Source organism: Bacteroides intestinalis DSM 17393 (genome assembly GCF_000172175.1).
Classification (GTDB): Bacteria; Bacteroidota; Bacteroidia; order Bacteroidales; family Bacteroidaceae; genus Bacteroides; species Bacteroides intestinalis.
Genome location: NZ_ABJL02000006.1, coordinates 280,968 through 299,689 on the forward strand (window position 1 = coordinate 280,968; position 18,722 = coordinate 299,689).

The window sequence follows — 18,722 nt, forward strand, 5'->3', positions numbered from 1 at the left end:
ATTATTAATCAATCCCGCTCTTCCGTGACAAACATCATAGAAAAGCGGGATTTCTTTTATTTAGAATCTCTTAAAGTCCACTGAAGTCAACTCCTTCAAACACTAATGAAGGAACCAGCCAGCTACGATCTGTACGGGCATCATTACCGATAGCCGCCAACGAATTCCACAACGTCAGGAAGTTTCCGGTAACATTCATTTCATTGACAGGTTGCGTCAATTTACCGTTCTCTATGAGGAATCCTTCGATACCGTAAGAGAAGTCACCTGTGTTGCTATTGCTGTTACCACCATTCAAACCGGTAACAAGGATACCATTGGCTACATCAGCAATCAAACCATTAAGATCTTTATCACCCGGAGTAAGTACCAGACGTGACGGACCGCTAATAGTAGGAGCTACCCCCATCTTCTTGGCATTATAAGTATCAAAGAAGTAAGTCTTCAACACACCATTCTCAAAGATCGGACGATGTTCCGTTGCCACACCTTCGTTGTCGAAATAACGCGAACCATTGGCACCTATCACATGCGGATCATCCATTACAGTCAGCTTATCAGAGAATACTTTCTGATCCAGTTTATCAATCAGGAAAGAGTTCTTTTGCTGCAAAGAGGAACCATAAAGAGCACTCAATACTGGACTCAACATACGTCCCGAATTTATCGGATCAACCACCATTGTGTATTTACCAGACTTAGCTTTCTTCTGTCCCAATTTACGCAATACACGTTCCAGTGCTACTGAACCGATATCTGTTTTAGGCAATTTATCATAGAACAAGGAGCTTCCATACCAATAATCAGACGGACGGGCTTCACCCTCACCTTTGATGGCTACACTGGCAGAAACTGAATACCAGGTTGATTTGGACTCACCCTCAAAGCCATTACTCATCAGGCGATAAGAAGCATTTTCACCATCACTGTATGAGGTCTCTACTGAGATGATACGGTCATTCTTACCCATAACTTCTCCGGCGGCAGCACGGGCCAAAGCTACTTTATCATCCGGATTGATGCCAAAGATCTTATCATCGAACATCTGCAAATCGGGTTTCCCACCTGTATAATAGCGGGCAGGATCTGCCAATACACGGAATTCATCCGGAGCCAGATAACGGGTAGACTCAATACCATTCTTGATAAATGTTTCAAGTTCTTTCTTATCCAGACGATTGGTAGAATAATTACCGTAACGTCCGTCTACATACACGTTGATTCCCATGCCACTTTCAGAAGCCTGTTGCAGACGATCCATCTTAGCATCGCGCAATTCAAAAGAAGTGTTTGAATTGGCATACAATACAACTTTGGCTGCCTGGCAACCATTCTTCAGAGCGAAATCCATCGCCCATTGAGCCAGTTTTTTATTATTATCTGTTATCATCAGTTTTCTCCTCCTACAGTTAATTTACTTACTAAGGCCGAAGGCATACCGCAGGTCACCGGACAAGACTGTCCGTCCTTACCGCATGTCCACGTACCGTTATCGATCTGGTCATTGCTTGCCACCATCGTGATGTCTGCCAATGCTTTGGGTCCATTACCGATAATATTGATATCTTTGATAGGTTGCGTCAGCTTACCGTCTTCAATCATATAACCGAATTTTACGAAGAACGTAAAGTCACCTGCACCAATCTGCACCTGTCCATTGGTGAATTGTTGTGCATAAATACCATTCTTTACAGTAGAGATGATATCTTCTTCCTTCATATCTCCGGCTTCCATATACGTAGCACGCATACGAGGAATAGGTACATTACGGAAAGTATCGCGGCGTCCGTTTCCGGTAGGAGCCACACCGTAGTGTTTAGAACTGATACGGTCGTGCAGGTAACTAGTCAATACACCATCCTTCACGATATAAGTCTTCTGTCCTTCTATACCTTCATCATCGAAGTTTACAGAACCACGATTGAAAGGAATCGTACCGTCATCTACCACACTGATATGTGCATTACATACTTTCTTGTTCAACTGATCGGCAAAGATAGAAACATTCTTACGGTTGAAATCAGCTTCAAACGCATGTCCGATAGCTTCGTGCAACAAAATACCCGAACCGCCGGATGCCATCACCACAGGGAGTTCACCACCTTTAGGCTTAATGGCTTTAAACATAATTGCTGTATTGTCTACAACTTCGCGAGCTATCACTTCGATGATATCATCCGTCATAAATTCAAAACCTTTACGATAGGAACGAGTGGCATAGTTATTTTCCATACGTCCGTTCTCTTCCATAATACAGAAAGCCATATAGGATACCATCGGACGATAATCATAGTAAGTCACACCTTCTGAATTACAGAACAGCACATGTGTTGTGTTGTCGCTCAAAGAAGCCTGCACCTTACGTACACGATTGTCCAACGCAAAGACTTTATCATTCAGTTTTTGCAGATAAGGCATTTTCTCTTTCAAACTCACTTCTTCCCAAGGAGTAACTACAGAATAACGGTCTCTTTCAATCGTCTTCTCCTTAAATGCAACAGGTTTTCCTGCCTTACCGGAAGAAGCAATGCGGGCAGCCGTACGTGCGGCACGCAACATTTCTTCCAACGTCACACCTTCCACATAAGCATAACCGCTTTGGTCACCGGCTAATACACGGACACCCATACCGAAGTCAATATTTGAACTGCAATTGTTCACTTTGCCGTCCATCAGGGCTACAGCATTATTAAAAGAGTGTTCAAAATAAAGGTCCGCATAATCCCCACCTTTTTCAAGTGCAGCAGTCAGCACCTTCTTCAGGTCTGCCTCCGTTACACCGAAATGGTTCATAGCCGCAGCTACAGCAGATTTGTTATCCGTGCCTCCCAAAGCTCCCCGTACCGTATCAGGCAAGGCAAGCGACGGAGCAGCCAGCGAACCTAATACTGCCAGACTCCCCATCCGTAAGAAATTCCGTCTATCCATCTTTCTTTTTTTTAAGATTGCTAATAATATGTTCTTTATATAAGTTCTGTTTTTCAGTATATAAGACGTTATTTAGTATTATTTTGTCACACCCGAAACTAATTTTCTTTTGTCAACAGGCTTTCCAATTCTTCCGCATTCAAACGTAAGTGGAATTGTCCTTTATAGGCTACAGAAATGGACCCGGTTTCTTCGGACACAATAATAGCAAGTGCATCGGATTCCTGAGAAATTCCCATCGCTGCACGATGGCGCAATCCCAGTTCCTTCGGTATATCCAGATTATGCGATACCGGCAAAATGCATCCCGCTGCCTTTATACGACCTTTACTGATAACCATTGCGCCATCATGCAAAGGGCTGTTCTTAAAAAATATATTCTCTATCAGACGCTGGTTAATATCAGCATTGATAATTTCACCCGTACGCACCACATCATCCAAAGGGAAGTTATGTTCAATCACAATCAAGGCTCCCACTTTCTGTTTGCCCATACTGATACATGCCATAACTACCGGCATGATTTCATCGTGCTGCATGCTCTCCTTCTTATTCCCTGTAAAGAAACGTACCAAAGCACTGGCATGCTGGTGTGAACCAAGCGTCAGCAAAAAGCGCCGTATCTCATCCTGGAAGAGGATGATAAGTGCTACTACTCCTACACTCACCAACTTGTCAAAGATGGAACCAAGCAGTTTCATCTCCAATACCTGTGACACTACCAACCAGATCAATATGAATATCAGGATACCTGTAAACACATTGATGGAACCGGAAGCTTTCATCAGCTTATACGTATAGTAAAGCAGAAATGCAACCAGAAGAACGTCAATAATATCTTTTACTCCAATATCAAAAAACATAAGAATTATGATTTAGAATCTATGAATTATGAGCTAAGTGACTTTCCTTATATCACTTATCACTCTATCACCTTATCACTATTTTTCCGCATTGCCTCCACAATCTTCACCGTTTCTACGGCTTCGCGTACATCATGTACCCGGAGAATATCAGCTCCTTTCAACAGACAAATAGTATCAAGTACCGTTGTTCCGTTCAATGCATCCTGCGGAGTGTTACCCAATAAGCGATAGATCATGGACTTACGGGAAATACCTACCAACAAAGGTAATTCAAAAACACGAAATTCTTCGAGATGCGCCAGAAGTTCATAGTTATGTTCTACCGTCTTACCGAAACCGAAACCAGGATCAAGAATAATATCCTTCATACCCAGGTCACGTAACTGCTGCACCTTCTGAGCAAAATACAAAAACACCTCTTTCAGAAGATTATCGTAGTGCGGATGTTGCTGCATATTCTGCGGAGTTCCCTGCATATGCATCATAATGTAAGGCACATTCAGCTCGACCACTGTACGAAACATATCCCCATCCATCTCTCCGGCAGCAATATCATTGATTATAGCCACTCCATATTCCTCCACACACATCCGTGCTACATCCGCTCTGAAAGTATCAACAGAAATAACTGCTCCGGGGTGTGTCTTGCGCAAGATTTCCAATCCCATACGTAAACGTTCCATCTCTTCACGGGGAGAAACGTTTTCTGCATTCGGTCGGGAAGAGTATGCACCGATATCTATAATCCCGGCACCTTCATCCAATATCTGTTGCGCCCGTGCAGCTATTTCAGCTTCAGTTTGCATACGTGAACCGGCATAAAAAGAATCAGGAGTAATATTCAATATTCCCATAACGCAGGGCCCAGAAAGGTCGAGTAAAGAACCGTTGACATTGATATATTTAGAAGATAATGTTTCCATGGATAGTCCTTTTTCGTTTATACTTTGCAAATGTAAACAAAAAAGGTCAGCATAATCCTATAAAATATAAAAAAACAAATTAACTTTGCTCAGGATTGTCAACTAACAGGCAAAAGTAGTAAACTATGAAAATATACAAGATGGGCAGATTATCCTCTCTCTTCTTACTCTTTTTCTGGTTGCTTATTCCGTGGCAGCTTTGCGGACAAGAAACAAGCGAACAAGAAAAGTATCATGTAGACAGTACATTGTTTGTGTACTATCAACATTGCAAGGCAGAAATCAAATCTTCATCTGTCATGCAAATGCTTGATACACTCTTTCTTATGGCCAAAGAAAAAGGTGATATACGAATGCAGGCAGTAGCCATCTCCAGCAAAACAGACCATTTCTATTTTAGTCCGTCCTTTGAAGGCCAAGAGGACAGCCTGATATTGTATACCAACACCATCAAAGACTTTGCCCGGAAAACCAATCAGCCCCAATATTATTATTTTGCCTGGGCCAACCGCCTCATAACTTACTATACAAGACAAAAGAAATTAAACCTGGCTCTCTATGAAGCCAACAAAATGCAGCAAGAATCGGAAAGCCGGGAAGAAATCGATGGTATGCAGAATTGCTATCAGGCCCTATTACGCATCTATCAGAGCAAAGAACTCTATAAGCAAGCCACTGTATATGCCCAAAAGCTGATAGATCTCACATTAAAATATAATCTGAATAAGTATAATCTGACAAATAAATATCTTGAATTAAGTAACTGCTACCTCCGTACCAATGAACCGGAAAAGGCTTGGGAAGCTCTTGAAGAAAGTAAATTGTATATAGGTAATGAACTAAACCAAGGAGCTTATCTATGCGGACTACTCCGTTATTACATCCACACCCAAGATATGGTCAAAGCCCGGGAAACATTAAAAGAAACCACACAACTTTTCAGCAAGAATACAGAATTACGTATTAAGCGCACCACTAATCTACTAGAAATTGAAACCAATTATTACATAGAAACCGGTGAATTCGATAAAGCCCTAGATGTATTCCAGCAAGCCTTTGAAAAGCTTAGTCAAAATGGATTTATCACCCCTACACTATATCGCACACGTGGGTCCATCTATACTGCTAAAAAGGACTATCAGAAAGCAATTGAGAGTTATGAAAAAGCTTTTGCACTCAGTGATTCACTGAATAGTGCTCAGGAAGATATAGCTGTAGGAGAGTTCGCAACCATTTTGGGAATGGAACATCTTAACCTGGAAAACAAAGAGTTAATACAGAAAAATCAAGAAATACAATTAGAAACACGCCGGTATATTATCATTCTATTATGTATCATAGTAGTAATTGTCGGCATTATGTTTTTTCGCGAAACCCGGCTGAATAAAGTTCTACGCCGTGCTAAAGATGCAGAACAGAGTGCCAGCCGTATGAAAACTGAATTCATACAGAATATGAGCCATGAGATACGTACACCACTCAATTCCATAGTTGGTTTCTCGCAAATACTCAGTAGCAAGATTTCTGAAGAAGACGAAGAATCGAAAGAATATACAACTATCATCGAGCAAGGCAGTAACCATCTGCTTCAATTAGTAGACGACGTATTGGAATTATCCAGTCTTGATAGTGGCACTACCATCCCTATCGACACAAAGAGTGAGCTAAATGAGCTTTGTCTACAATGGATGGAACGCGTAAAACGCCTGGTTAAACCCGGAGTCGTTCTTTCTTATCAACCTGAACAGAACGAACTCTATCTGTATACAAACCCAGCACGTCTTGGACAGGTAGTATTACAATTACTGCACAACGCAGCAAAATTTACAGAAGAAGGTGGTATTACACTTAGTTGGCGCATTCTTCCCAAACAAAAGCAAATCATGATTTGCATCACCGACACCGGCATTGGCATTCCCCAGGATAAACAAGAATTTGTGTTCGAACGATTCGCCAAATTAGATACATTTTCAAAAGGTACCGGATTAGGACTTGCCCTCAGCCGTCTCATTATGGAAAGGATGGGTGGTAATCTTGCACTTGATGCCCAATATATGGATGGGTGTCGCTTTATACTGACTTTACCTATATAATAGACACCAAAAAGTGTCATAAAAACTTTTTATTCCAATAAAGAAAAGCTAAATTTGCAAAAAGAGTTTTACCAATAATGAACACAAAGAAACCGCCTTTACCTATTTTCATTTTTTTGTTTTGTCTCGGCATCTTATGCAGTTTTCCAATGCAAGGGCAACAAAGAGACACACAAAAAGAATATAATGTAGACAGTACATTGTATGCCTATTATATGCGTTGCAAAGCTGAAGTAAGTTCTCCTATCGTTATGCAAATGTCAGATACTCTTTTCCTTATGGCAGAAGAGCAAGGGGATCAGCGTATGCAAGCGGTAGCATTATGTAATAAACTCGATTATTATTATTATAAAAACAACCAACCGGACAGTATCAACCACTATGTAGAAATAGTAAAGGACTTTGCCAAGAAAACCAATCAGCCTAAATACTACTACTTCGCATGGAGCAAACGGCTCATCAACTACTACATCAAGCAACATCAAAACAACATAGCACTATATGAAGCCAACAAGATGATGCAGGAAGCGGAACAGGAACAGTACATGGATGGCATTGCCAATGCCTACAATGTGCTAAGCAGCATTTATCAACTCAAAAGACTGTACAGCCTGGCCATCGATAATAAAAAGAAAGAAATAGAAATTACGCTGGAATACGGCTTGGACAAATATAACTTATCCACCACCTACTCGATGTTGGGAGGGCTCTACAGCCTGACAGGCAAAACAGATGAAGCCCTCGAATGCCTCAACAAAAGCGCTACCTGTATTTATAGCAGCACACAGGAATTCTATTATTATGTCCGCCTCGCCCAATATTATCTTTTAATTAACGATAATGCCCAGGCATGGGACTACCTAAAAAAAGCCAAAGACTTATCCAACGCTAAAAAAGAAGTGCAGAAGAATCTGCAAGAATATGCCGGAGTCCTGAAACAATACTATATAGCAACCAAACAATACGAGAAAGCCCTGGAAGTTCAGGATCATATCATCAGCGTATACCACCAAAATGATAAAAATTATATTGAAGACATTCTCAATCGGGCTGCAATATACTATGAAATGGGCGATTTGTCCCAAGCTGCCCAATATTATAATAAATACTATACTCTAAATGACTCAGCCCAGATAAGCAATGAAAATATCACGGCAGGAGAATTCGCCGCTATGTTAGGGGTAGAGCGTCTAAATCTGGAAAAGAGTGAACTGCAACAACAAATGCAGCAACGCGATCTGGCGAACAAACAACGTATCATCATTTTCCTGATTGCATTACTAAGTCTCGGCTTTATCATCTTCTACCGCGAACATCTCCTCAATGGGCGACTACGCATATCGCAAAAGCGACTCAGCGAAAAAAACAATGAATTACTCTGCTCTCAGGAGGAACTAAAATACGCTAAAGAGCAAGCAGAAGACGGCAGCCGCATGAAATCAGAATTCATTCAGAACATGAGTCACGAAATACGTACGCCGCTCAATTCCATTGTAGGCTTCTCACAAATTCTCAGCAGTTACTTCAGCGATAACGATGACACTAAAGAATATGCCCATATCATTGAACAGAACAGTACCAGCCTTCTGCAACTCGTCAATGACGTGCTCGACCTTTCCTATCTGGATGGTGAGCGGGAGATACCTGCACAGAGCATTGCGGAGATCACAGGCGTCTGTCAAACCTGCATAGACCAAGTACGCTCCAAGCTTAAACCGGATGTGCAACTGATATTCACCCCCGAACGTGAAAACTTCACCATGCAGACAAATCCCGACCGTATTTCGCAGATATTAATGAATCTTCTACAAAATGCGGCAAAGTTCACACAGGAAGGTAGTGTCACCCTCACATACCATATCCGTGAGGAAGAGAAAGTAATCCTGTTCAGTGTGACCGATACGGGTATCGGCATCCCGGCAGATAAGCAAGAAGCTGTGTTTGAGCGTTTCACCAAATTGGACTCATTTGTCCCCGGCACAGGATTAGGTTTATCCATCAGCCGCTTGATTGCCGAAAAGATGGGAGGTAGCCTTCTGATTGACTCAACCTATACAACTGGCTGCCGCTTTATCCTGACTTTACCTTTGAAAGAATAAAAAACATTTTCACTATAAACGTACCACCGTAACGGAGAATATCTATCTTTGCAACGTTTTTAGACAATAGAATATAACAACGTTTCAAAAAGGAGATAGTTATGGATATCACCGCCCTTTACAAGATATTTCTGGAATGCACTAGTGTAACAACCGACAGTCGCAACTGCCCTGAAGGCTCTTTATTCATTGCACTAAAAGGTGACAATTTCAATGGGAACGCTTTTGCTACTAAAGCATTGGAATCAGGAAGTAACTACGCCATAGTAGATGAAGTAGAATATGCACCTGCAGGAGATCCACATTATATACTGGTAGATAGTTGTTTGCATACTCTGCAAGAACTGGCTAATTACCATCGCCGTCAAATAGGAACACGAATCATCGGTATCACAGGGACTAATGGAAAAACTACTACCAAAGAACTGATTGCTGCTGTTCTTTCCCCAAAATACACTATACTTTATACGCAAGGAAATTTGAATAATCATATAGGAGTCCCTCTCACCCTGTTGCGTCTGAAAGCAGAGCATGATCTCGGCATCATAGAAATGGGAGCCAGCCATCCGGGTGACATAAAGGAGTTAGTGGACATTGCCGAACCTGATTACGGAATTATCACGAATGTAGGTAAAGCGCATCTGGAAGGTTTCGGTTCTTTCGAAGGGGTCATCAAAACCAAAGGTGAACTATATGATTATCTTCGTGAACGTAAAGATTCCACTATCTTCATCCATCACGACAACTTATATCTAAGAAACATAGCCTGGGGATTGAACCAGATTTCCTATGGAAGTGAAGATGGATTATACATCAACGGACACGTTACGGGCAACTCACCTTATCTGACTTTTGAATGGAAAGCAGGCAAAGACGGTGAGCATCATGAAGTGAAGACACAGCTAATCGGTGAATACAACTTCGCCAATGCACTTGCCGCTGTTACTATCGGGCATTTCTTTGATGTAGAATCGGGGAAAATAGATACTGCTCTAAAAGAATATACTCCGCAGAACAATCGTTCACAACTGAAACAGACGGCAGATAATACATTAATCATTGATGCATACAATGCGAACCCTACCAGTATGCAAGCCTCAATCAGCAACTTCCATAACATGGAAATTGACAATAAAATGCTGATATTGGGAGATATGAGGGAATTAGGAAAAGACGGTCCGAAAGAACATCAAAAGATTGTAGACTTCCTGACGGAATGTGGTTTTAAAGATGTAATGTTGGTAGGTGAACAGTTCGCTGCTGCAAGACATGACTTCCCGACTTATCCGGACGCCCCGGCAGTTATCGAAGCTTTACAAAAAAATAAACCTCATGGAAAAACCATCCTGATTAAAGGATCCAACGGAATTAAACTGAGTACAGTGATTGATTACTTATAATCGATCACTGCTTATTGTTTTTTCGCCATCCACGGACGTAGTACAAAATAGCCTATCATCGAGGCTATGAATGCTCCTGTTGTATTCGCTACAAAATCCAACCAGTCCCCGCCACGGTAAGTTGTACAATATTCCTGCAACAACTCCACCATTCCACTGAATAATACGGGGCATACAAATGCCCCTACCCATGCATGCCATAGAGGAGAATCATTTCTACGATGTGCTCGCAGGAATTCCAGCCACAACATACCGGACATACCTAAATACATACAAATATGTACAATTTTATCAATATTCGGTATTCGGCTTAATTCCGTTGTTGGCGGTTTAAAGAACGACAGATAAATCACTGTCAGTATAATCAGCAACGATACCGGATATTTTTTAATATAGTATAGCATATCTCAATTTATGAACGATTTGTGCGCAAAAGTACAGAACATTTTCTATATTTGCATGTTCTAGTAGAGAATAATAACGAAATGAAAGAAAAATCTACTTTTTTATGACTAAAAATGACAGAGCCAATTTTGGGAGCAAATTAGGCGTCATACTTGCTTCGGCAGGTTCCGCAGTCGGTCTGGGTAACATCTGGCGGTTTCCCTACGAGACTGGCAATCATGGCGGTGCTGCGTTTATTCTCATTTACTTAGCATGCGTACTTATTTTAGGAATCCCTATCATGGTATCCGAATTCCTTATCGGACGACACTCACGTGCCAATACAGCAGGAGCTTACCAAAAGCTGGCACCGGGTACACAATGGCGCTGGATAGGACGCATGGGTGTATTAGCAGGGTTCCTGATTTTGAGTTATTACTCTGTGGTAGCCGGTTGGACACTGGAATTTATAGGTGAAGCTGTTACCGATAACTTTGCCGGAAAAACGTCAGCCGATTACATCAATACCTTCAATTCATTTTCTTCTAATCCTTGGCGTCCGGTTATCTGGCTGGTACTCTTTCTTCTTGCCACTCATTTTATCATCGTAAAAGGGGTGGAAAAAGGCATCGAGAAGTCTGCCAAAATAATGATGCCAATGCTATTTATCCTGTTGATTATATTGGCAGGCTGTTCTATTGCATTGCCGGGTTCAGGTGCCGGTCTCGAGTTTCTCTTGAAACCGGAATGGGATAAGGTGAATGCCAATGTGTTCTTAAGCGCTATGGGGCAGGCTTTCTTCTCACTAAGTTTGGGAATGGGGTGCCTTTGTACCTATGCATCCTATTTCAAAAAAGATACGAATCTGACAAAAACCGCTTTTAGTGTCAGCATTATCGATACATTCGTCGCTATATTGGCAGGACTTATCATCTTCCCCGCTGCATTCTCGGTAGGTATCCAGCCGGATGCAGGTCCGAGCCTCATCTTCATTACGCTGCCCAATGTATTTCAACAAGCATTTAGCGGAGTACCTTTATTAGCTTATATATTCTCAGTCATGTTTTATATTCTTCTGGCAGTTGCCGCACTGACTTCCACTATTTCCATGCACGAAGTGGTAACAGCCTATCTACACGAAGAATTCCATCTGAGCCGCAAACGTGCAGCAAGCTTTGTTACAGGCGGTTGCATCTTCTTAGGTATTTTATGTTCACTGTCACTCGGTGTAGGCAAGGGTTATACTATATTTGGCTTGAATTTATTCGACCTGTTCGACTTTGTCACAGCCAAGATCATGTTGCCATTGGGTGGTTTGTGTATTTCCATCTTCACCGGCTGGTACCTGAACAAGAAGATTGTCTGGAAAGAAATAAGCAATAACGGAACACTGAAAGTGAAATTTTACAAATTGCTGATATTCATATTGAAGTTTATAGCTCCGATAGCAATTACACTCATTTTCATCAAAGAATTGGGTTTCTTGAAATTGTAGGAGATGCAGAATCTATTTAAAGATTACTTTTACTTTTCTCGGGGAGAAAAACGAGGTATCCTAATGCTCATAGCAGCTATTTGTATCGTTTTTCTCGCCGGGTATCTTATATCTGCTTGGCAACGAAGGGAGTATATCTCTCCGGATGATATGGTCATACAAGCCGATGCCGAACAAGAATATGAAGAATTCATAGCCTCGTTGAAAGAGAAAGAACAGCACCGTGAAAAGCACTACACGACTTATAAGAAACAAGAAGAGAACCCTCCTGTAATCCTGGCTTCTTTCAATCCAAACACTGCGGATTCCATCACATTCCGACGCTTAGGATTGCCAGCCTGGATGGCTAAGAATATCCTGCACTATCGGGCAAAAGGTGGAAAATTCCGTAAACCGGAAGATTTTAAAAAGGTATATGGGATGACAGAAGAACAATATTCTGCTCTTTTACCTTACATACATATTCCACCGGAAGATACAGTACATCACATCCCACAATTGTACATTGCCCAAAACGTACCGATGGAAAATATCAAGTATGAACCCGGAACCATTCTTGATCTGAATCGCGCCGACACCACTGAATTAAAAAAGATTCCAGGTATCGGAAGCGGCATTGCTCGTCTGATAGTTGGTTATCGACAGCGATTAGGTGGATTCTACCAAATAGAACAACTAAAAGATATCAACCTGAATATTCAGCAATTGCGAGCTTGGTTCAGCATCGACCCGGCAAATGTCCACCGCATCAACCTGAACCGTATCAGTGTAGACAGATTGCGCTCCCATCCCTATATTAACTTCTACCAAGCCAAAGCCATCGTAGAATATCGCAAGAAAAAAGGCTCGCTAACGAGCCTTAAACCTTTCTCCCTCTATGAGGAATTTACAGAAACGGACCTGGAAAGAATCGGTCATTATGTTTGTTTTGAATGATTCAATTACTTTTCCCAAACTCCTGATTTTATTGCAGTATCACGTTCATTCTTCAGGCGCTCTTTTTCCTGTTTATACTTATTTTTAAGAGCTTTTACCTTAGCTTTCTTTGCGTCTTTAGATAAAGAGCTATTTTCAATTGCCTCTTTTTCCTTTTCAAAATTGGCTTCCAATTGATCCAATCGATGATCATAATCACCTTTCATGATACCACGCAGACCTTTCCTATTATCCATACTTCCGTAATGCTCTTCCCATAACTGAACCTGCTTCTCTGACAAAATAGCTTTAATGGCAGCTTTGTGTTCAAGAGCCAATGCTCTTTTCTTCTGCCCTTTTTCGTACCCAGGAAGATTACTCTGTCCGATAGCTTTAAACTTGGGGCCAACTTCCCTATTTAGTTTCTTGATTTTTGCAATTTGATCGGCTGACAGGTTCAACACCTTATCCGATTCGATTCGTTTGAAAGAATCGAAAGTTACATCCTGCGCATATGCAAATGACACAAATGCCAATGTAACTAAAGTAAGAACTACTTTTCTCATAATGTAATCTATATAAATTATAAAAATCGGGGTAAAGGTATAACAAAATGTCATAGATACTAGTTGCCCATTATAGAAACGAACTAAAAAAAGTTTGTTTTTCTAAATAAAAAAATAGTAATGGATGCAACCTTACTCCCCTTTTCTTCGTCTAAACAACAGTAAACAATCTGAAACAGGACTGGCCATTCTGGAATAAGGAATTAAAATCATAAAACGACAATGAAAAGATTATTAATAGCCATACTGTTAAGCAGCATGGTACAGGGAATCTTTGCCCAAAAGATAGAAATAAAAGGTACTATACGTAATACCACAGATAACGAAGCCGTAGAATTTGTAAATGTGGTGTTACAAACCATCGACTCTACATTCGTAAGTGGAGTATCAACTAATAACAACGGCAATTTCATTTTCAATAAGATAGATGCAGGAGATTACAGATTAGTACTTTCCAGCATCGGCTACAATACACAATATGTTACGCTGAATGGAGTGAAGCGTAATACAGATCTGGGAGATATTCATATGGAAGATGCTGCTGTAGCATTGGAAGGTGTAACCATCAATGGCTCTAACCAAATCAGTCGTCCGGACCGGAAACTGGTATTCCCTTCCGAGCGACAAATGAAAGTCTCTACCAATGGCGTCAACCTACTACAAGAACTAATGCTTCCGCGCATTCAGGTTAACCCGATGAATAATGAAATCGGAATATCCGGTGGTGGCGAATTACAAATACGTATCAATGGAGCAAAAGCAGATATCAATGAAATAAAGGCTTTACGCCCAGCTGACATTATCCGCATAGAATATCATGACAACCCAGGATTACGTTATGGTAATGCCGAGATCGTACTCGATTACATCGTTCGTCGCCCCGATACGGGCGGAAGTTTCGGCACAGATCTTAGCCAGGGAGTCAATGCTATGTGGGGAAATTACAATGTATTCGGTAAGGTCAACCACAAAAAATCCGAGTTCGGACTTTCTTATTACATGGGTCCCCGGGATTTCTATGGCATGTACCGGGATAATGAAGAAACTTTCCGCCTGGCAGATGGCAGCACCATTCAGCGAATGGAAAAAGGAGAGCCCAGTCATGCTATGTTATTTATGCAAAATCTGAATGTGAATTACAGTCTCCAAGCATCCCAGAATTCTTTATTCAGCGCTACCTTCCGCCTGCGCGGTAACAATCAACCGAATTGGGATTATCAGGGAGTACTTTATAATGTAAATGATGAAACGGATATGGTAAATATGATAGACCGTACAAAAAATAGTTGGACGCGCCCATCCTTAGATCTCTACTTTCAACAAAGCCTGAAAAACAAACAGACTTTGGTATTCAACTTGGTAGGAACCTATAACCGGGAAAAATCACACCGTATCTATCAGGAAAGTCTTCACGATGAAATGCTGACCGATATAAACAATGATGTATTGGGCGACAAATACTCCCTGATTGGGGAGGCCATTTACGAAAAGCAATTTTCAAAAGGTAATGCGCTGAGCTTCGGTTTGCAGCATACCCAATCTTACTCTAACAACGAATACCGGAACGGGCATAATTACGATACCCAGATGAATCAGGGAAATAGTTATATATTCAGTGAATACCGTGGCAAGATAAACAAACTGGATTACAGATTAGGAATCAGCTTAACCCGTTTCTATTACAACCAAAGCGGAAATGATGATTCTTCTAAAAAGTACAGTGTAAACCCTAAAGCTACGTTACATTACACTTTTTCTGACAACTCATACCTCCGTTGGAAAGCCGAAGTATTCAATGCAACTCCTTCATTGAGTAACCTGAGCGCTATAGAACAAACTATAGACTCTTTCCAGATACGCCGTGGTAATCCGAACCTGAAATCGTACATGTGCTATCGTACGGAACTGACTTATGAGTGGAAAAAAGGTATTTTCTACAGTAACCTATGGGGTGCATACGATTACCGTCCCAATGCCATTATGGATGAAAAGTTACAGGAAGGCAATAAAATAGTACAAACGTGGGATAACCAGAAAGACTGGCAAAAGTTATCCGGACGTCTGATGCTCCGCGTAGGGCCACTATGGGATATGCTGCAACTTTCATTCACAGGAGGAGTCAATCATTATATGAGTCATGGAAACAATTACTCTCACACTTATACCAACTGGTATTACGAAGGACAAGCTTCATTCAATTACAAACGATTCTCCTTATTCTGGCAAATCAATACCAATTGGAACAACTTTTGGGGAGAGACCCTTTCAGGAGGAGAAAACATCCAGATATTAGGTCTATATTATAAATATAAAGATCTCCGTTTAGGTGTAGGTGCCTTCAACCCATTCACTGATAATTATAAAGTAGAGAATGAAAATTGGAATCAATTTGCCTCATACAAAACTAAAAGCTATATTAAGGAAAGCTCACGTATGTTTATGGTCAGCTTATCCTATAATTTCTCTTTCGGACGTAAGTTCAAAGTAACACAAAGAAAAGTAAACAATAGCGATAATGACTCAGGAGTAATGAGTACGGGAAAATAACAGACATTACAGACAACCATCACAAGAAAGTTTTTTCGAACAAAAATTATATGGTTTACAAGGATTAATAAAAAAATCCATGTAAACCATATAATTTTCTATATTAATTCAGCCTTTTAAGAGAGATTTCATATGTTTTTAAGCCTCCAAATCTACATTTGTCGAAAACAATTGTATACCTATGAATATAAAAAATTATTTCTACATCTTTTGTTTACCACTTTTGCTACTATATTCTTGTAAGCAGGTAAGCTCCGTATCTGAAAAAACTCCGGTTGATTACGTTAACCCATACATGGGAAACATCAGTCATTTGTTAGTTCCAACGTATCCAACCATACAATTACCCAACAGCATGCTACGCGTATATCCCGAACGCGCAGACTTCACTTCCATAAAGATGAAAGGACTACCTATCATGATGACTAGTCATAGAGGCAAATCAGCATTTAATTTGAGTGCAGTACAAACAGAAGCCAATGATTCCATACCCCGAGTGATGTACTATGAATACGACAATGAGGTTATTAAACCTTATCTATATCAAACTCACCTTTTAAATGAAGAAATAGATGTCAAATTTGCTCCTTCTCACCAATCTGGTATATACCAACTAAAATTTGAGAAAAAAGTACCACCTTATATATTATTGAGTTCCAATAATGGGCAGTTAACAGTAAAAGATAACATTATATCAGGATTCCAGCAGATAAAGAATTCCTCAACAAAGGTCTTTATTCACCTGGAGGTTCAAGAAAATCCAGAAATAGCAGGAGCTATTATCAAAGGGAAAATGGATTATAAACAGCAGACAGCAGAAGGCTACAATGCAACAGTAGGAATGGCCTTTCCCAAAGACACCAAATACGTATCTATCCGCTACGGGATATCTTTTATTAGTACAGAACAAGCAATGAAAAACTTGTATCGAGAAATCAAAAATTATGATCTTAATCAAATTGCCGAATATGGAAAAAGAATATGGAACGAAAAGTTAGGCAAAATAGAAGTATCAGGGACAAGTGAAGAAACCAAAAATGTATTTTATACATCTCTTTACAGAACCTATGAACGCATGGTATGTATTTCAGAAGACAACAAGTTCTGGAGTGCTTTTGACAATTCCGTACACAATGATAGTGGCGTACCATTTTATACAGATGATTGGATTTGGGATACTTACCGTGCTTGCCACCCTTTGCGGGTATTAATAGAACCCAAAATGGAAACCGATATGATTCGTTCATTCATTCGCATGGCTGAACAAATGGATAATTTTTGGATGCCTACTTTCCCTGAAATTACAGGAGACAGCCGAAGAATGAACTCTAATCACGGAGTAGCAACGATTATAGACTCTTATGTAAAAGGTTTAAGAGACTTCAATATAGAAAAAGCATATTATGCTTGTAAAAATGCAATTACAGAAAAAACGCTGGCTCCCTGGTCGGCTCAAAAAGCAGGTAAATTAGACCTATTTTATAAAGAAAATGGATACATGCCCGCATTGCGTCCGGGAGAAAAAGAAATAATTCCGGAAGTACACAGCTTCGAAAAAAGACAACCGGTAGCAGTTACCTTAGGAACCGTTTATGATGAATGGTGTCTCTCTCAAATTGCTTTTCAATTAAACAAAAAAGAAGACTATAAATACTTTAGCCAACGATCTTTATCTTATCATAAACTGTTCAATCCTCAAACTAAATTTTTTCACCCCAAAGACGACAGGGGCAACTTCATTACTCCTTTCAATTACACAACTTCCGGAGGATTAGGAGCACGTGAAGCATATGGAGAGAACAACGGCTGGGTGTATAGATGGGATGTGCCACATAACATTGCTGATTTAATCAATTTAATGGGAGGAAAAAATGAATTTGTAAACGAATTAGACAGTACATTCTCTACTCCGTTAGGCATAAGCAAATATATTTTTTATGCACAACTACCAGATCACACTGGTAATGTTGGCATGTATTCGATGGCAAACGAGCCTAGCCTTCATATCCCATACCTATACAATTATGCAGGCCAACCTTGGAAAACTCAGAAAAGCATAAGAACTTTGATTGATCAATGGTTCCGTAACGATCTTATGGGAGTACCTGGCGATGAAGATGGCGGAGGAATGTCTGCTTTTGTAGTATTCTCCACTCTCGGATTCTATCCTGTAACTCCCGGACTACCGATGTATGTGATTGGAAGTCCTTTCTTTGAAAAGGCAATCATTCATCTGGGTAATGGCAAAACTTTTAAAGTCATCGCAATCAATAACAGCAAAACAAACAAATACATTCAGTCGGCCAAGCTGAACGGTAAAGTATGGAATAAAAGCTGGATCTCTCACAAAGATGTGATAAAAGGTGGAATTCTTGAATTAACAATGGGCAACAAACCCAATCGAAACTGGGCATCAGCAGATGAAGATATCCCGCCTTCCTTCGAAATGTACCATCCATGAAATAGTATTCCAGACTTTTCAATATCTTCTATTTAAAAAGAGAGT

The 18,722-nt window shown here is 40.5% G+C and carries 13 protein-coding genes; 7 read left to right on the forward strand and 6 right to left on the reverse strand.

Annotated features, from left to right (window positions below; genetic code table 11):
• Positions 1 to 70: 70 nt before the first annotated feature.
• The 4 genes from BACINT_RS03175 to folP form a co-directional block, all read right to left on the reverse strand.
• A complete protein-coding gene (locus BACINT_RS03175; protein WP_007660568.1) occupies positions 71 to 1,390 on the reverse strand; it encodes a TldD/PmbA family protein in 1,320 nt (439 codons plus the stop codon).
• Positions 1,390 to 2,928, reverse strand: coding sequence for a TldD/PmbA family protein (locus BACINT_RS03180; RefSeq protein WP_044154688.1), 1,539 nt, complete (start codon positions 2,926 to 2,928; stop codon positions 1,390 to 1,392). Before BACINT_RS03180 ends, BACINT_RS03175 begins: the two co-directional genes overlap by 1 nt.
• Positions 2,929 to 3,026: 98 nt before the next feature.
• On the reverse strand, positions 3,027 to 3,791 hold the full coding sequence (gene cdaA / locus BACINT_RS03185) for a diadenylate cyclase CdaA (RefSeq protein WP_007660570.1): 765 nt from the start codon (positions 3,789 to 3,791) through the stop codon (positions 3,027 to 3,029).
• Positions 3,792 to 3,850: 59 nt separating this feature from the next.
• Positions 3,851 to 4,717, reverse strand: coding sequence for a dihydropteroate synthase (gene folP / locus BACINT_RS03190; protein WP_007660571.1), 867 nt, complete (start codon positions 4,715 to 4,717; stop codon positions 3,851 to 3,853).
• Positions 4,718 to 4,842: 125 nt separating this feature from the next.
• Between folP and BACINT_RS03195 the strand changes: the two genes are divergently transcribed.
• The 3 genes from BACINT_RS03195 to BACINT_RS03205 all read left to right on the forward strand — a co-directional run bounded on the left by BACINT_RS03195 (position 4,843) and on the right by BACINT_RS03205 (position 10,309).
• Positions 4,843 to 6,810 (forward strand): tetratricopeptide repeat-containing sensor histidine kinase, encoded by a 1,968-nt coding sequence (locus BACINT_RS03195; RefSeq protein WP_007660572.1) that lies wholly within the window; start codon positions 4,843 to 4,845, stop codon positions 6,808 to 6,810.
• A gap of 149 nt (positions 6,811 to 6,959) precedes the next feature.
• The gene (locus BACINT_RS03200; protein ID WP_007660573.1) at positions 6,960 to 8,909 is read left to right on the forward strand and encodes a tetratricopeptide repeat-containing sensor histidine kinase; all 1,950 of its coding nucleotides are present in this window, start codon (positions 6,960 to 6,962) and stop codon (positions 8,907 to 8,909) included.
• A gap of 101 nt (positions 8,910 to 9,010) precedes the next feature.
• A complete protein-coding gene (locus BACINT_RS03205) occupies positions 9,011 to 10,309 on the forward strand; it encodes a UDP-N-acetylmuramoyl-tripeptide--D-alanyl-D-alanine ligase (protein ID WP_007660574.1) in 1,299 nt (432 codons plus the stop codon).
• Positions 10,310 to 10,320: 11 nt separating this feature from the next.
• Here BACINT_RS03205 and BACINT_RS03210 read toward each other — a convergent pair whose 3' ends face one another.
• Entirely contained in the window at positions 10,321 to 10,713 is a 393-nt protein-coding gene (locus BACINT_RS03210) for a VanZ family protein (RefSeq protein WP_007660575.1), read from the reverse strand.
• A 104-nt stretch (positions 10,714 to 10,817) separates the two neighbouring features.
• Between BACINT_RS03210 and BACINT_RS03215 the strand changes: the two genes are divergently transcribed.
• A complete protein-coding gene (locus tag BACINT_RS03215) occupies positions 10,818 to 12,188 on the forward strand; it encodes a sodium-dependent transporter (RefSeq protein WP_007660576.1) in 1,371 nt (456 codons plus the stop codon).
• Positions 12,189 to 12,191: 3 nt separating this feature from the next.
• Complete coding sequence (locus BACINT_RS03220; protein WP_007660577.1) at positions 12,192 to 13,124, forward strand: helix-hairpin-helix domain-containing protein; 933 nt, start codon at positions 12,192 to 12,194, stop codon at positions 13,122 to 13,124.
• Positions 13,125 to 13,129: 5 nt separating this feature from the next.
• Here BACINT_RS03220 and BACINT_RS03225 read toward each other — a convergent pair whose 3' ends face one another.
• Complete coding sequence (locus tag BACINT_RS03225) at positions 13,130 to 13,669, reverse strand: hypothetical protein (RefSeq protein ID WP_229107114.1); 540 nt, start codon at positions 13,667 to 13,669, stop codon at positions 13,130 to 13,132.
• Between the two features lie 222 nt (positions 13,670 to 13,891).
• Here BACINT_RS03225 and BACINT_RS03230 point away from each other — a divergent pair, with 222 nt between their 5' ends.
• Together BACINT_RS03230 and BACINT_RS03235 are read left to right on the forward strand one after the other, a co-directional pair.
• Positions 13,892 to 16,216 (forward strand): TonB-dependent receptor, encoded by a 2,325-nt coding sequence (locus BACINT_RS03230; RefSeq protein ID WP_007660579.1) that lies wholly within the window; start codon positions 13,892 to 13,894, stop codon positions 16,214 to 16,216.
• 181 nt (positions 16,217 to 16,397) lie between these two features.
• Positions 16,398 to 18,677, forward strand: a complete 2,280-nt coding sequence (locus BACINT_RS03235; RefSeq protein ID WP_044154689.1) for a GH92 family glycosyl hydrolase — start codon at positions 16,398 to 16,400, stop codon at positions 18,675 to 18,677.
• The last annotated feature ends 45 nt before the right edge of the window (positions 18,678 to 18,722 follow it).

Bases quoted from the DNA above. Each gene is read 5' to 3' on its own strand.
- folP (WP_007660571.1), bottom strand. From the start codon at position 4,717: ATGGAAACATTATCTTCTAAATATATCAATGTCAACGGTTCTTTACTC.
- BACINT_RS03210 (WP_007660575.1), bottom strand. From the start codon at position 10,713: ATGCTATACTATATTAAAAAATATCCGGTATCGTTGCTGATTATACTG.
- BACINT_RS03230 (WP_007660579.1), top strand. From the start codon at position 13,892: ATGAAAAGATTATTAATAGCCATACTGTTAAGCAGCATGGTACAGGGA.
- BACINT_RS03195 (WP_007660572.1), top strand. From the start codon at position 4,843: ATGAAAATATACAAGATGGGCAGATTATCCTCTCTCTTCTTACTCTTT.
- BACINT_RS03205 (WP_007660574.1), top strand. From the start codon at position 9,011: ATGGATATCACCGCCCTTTACAAGATATTTCTGGAATGCACTAGTGTA.
- BACINT_RS03235 (WP_044154689.1), top strand. From the start codon at position 16,398: ATGAATATAAAAAATTATTTCTACATCTTTTGTTTACCACTTTTGCTA.
- BACINT_RS03180 (WP_044154688.1), bottom strand. From the start codon at position 2,928: ATGGATAGACGGAATTTCTTACGGATGGGGAGTCTGGCAGTATTAGGT.
- BACINT_RS03215 (WP_007660576.1), top strand. From the start codon at position 10,818: ATGACTAAAAATGACAGAGCCAATTTTGGGAGCAAATTAGGCGTCATA.
- BACINT_RS03220 (WP_007660577.1), top strand. From the start codon at position 12,192: ATGCAGAATCTATTTAAAGATTACTTTTACTTTTCTCGGGGAGAAAAA.
- BACINT_RS03175 (WP_007660568.1), bottom strand. From the start codon at position 1,390: ATGATAACAGATAATAATAAAAAACTGGCTCAATGGGCGATGGATTTC.
- BACINT_RS03225 (WP_229107114.1), bottom strand. From the start codon at position 13,669: ATGAGAAAAGTAGTTCTTACTTTAGTTACATTGGCATTTGTGTCATTT.
- cdaA (WP_007660570.1), bottom strand. From the start codon at position 3,791: ATGTTTTTTGATATTGGAGTAAAAGATATTATTGACGTTCTTCTGGTT.
- BACINT_RS03200 (WP_007660573.1), top strand. From the start codon at position 6,960: ATGCAAGGGCAACAAAGAGACACACAAAAAGAATATAATGTAGACAGT.